The organism is Streptomyces colwelliae (assembly GCF_048158785.1).
Taxonomy (GTDB): domain Bacteria; phylum Actinomycetota; class Actinomycetes; order Streptomycetales; family Streptomycetaceae; genus Streptomyces.
Genome location: NZ_JBLTJC010000877.1, coordinates 1 through 670 on the forward strand (window position 1 = coordinate 1; position 670 = coordinate 670).

The window sequence follows — 670 nt, forward strand, 5'->3', positions numbered from 1 at the left end:
CCATGTGTATAAGAGTCCGCGGGAGTACGGGCCGGGCAGGGAGGAGTACGGGCGGTCTTCGTGAACTGGCCGCTCTGAGCGGGGCGTTGGCGATGACGCTGGCTCTGATGGTGTGGGGTGCGTCGGACGCGGCGGCGGGCGGGCCGACGAGCGTGCTCGTGACCTCGCCGGAGAGCGGGCAGGCCACCGCGCTGTACTACTCGGACGAACAGTACGGAAAACTCCAGCAGTTGCTCGGGGCCGAGGGCAAGGGCACCCGTGACAAACCGCCCGAGGCCGATCTGGCCCACGCCCGGCAGATCAACGTCACCTGGCTGGCGCACGACATATCGCCCTGGCGGATCGACCGGGTCTTTCCGGTCGAGTCCCGGCCCCAGGCCGTCTGGATCCACACGGCGGCCGACGTGTCGGAGAACACGAACCTGAACGGCTATTGGCACCGTGCCGGCCAACCCGCCCAACTGCGCGCCCTCTTGAAGAAGTTGGGCGTGGTGGGCAAGGCCACCGGCGACGGATACTCCGGCATCCTCCCGGCACCGTGGCAGTCGACCGAGCCCGCTCCGGCGACCGTCGCGCCTGACGCCGATGCCGACGCGGGGGCGGCTCGAAGCGGGTCCAGCCCACGCCCTCGAAGTACAGCTCGGGCCAGGCGTGCGCGTCCTTCAGGCCC

At 70.0% G+C, this 670-nt stretch carries 1 protein-coding gene; it reads left to right on the forward strand.

What is annotated here, in order from left to right; translation table 11 throughout:
* Nucleotides 1-92: 92 nt before the first annotated feature.
* Nucleotides 93-670: hypothetical protein (locus ACNFOC_RS54945; RefSeq protein WP_416966389.1), on the forward strand; the 578-nt coding region annotated here is incomplete at its 3' end.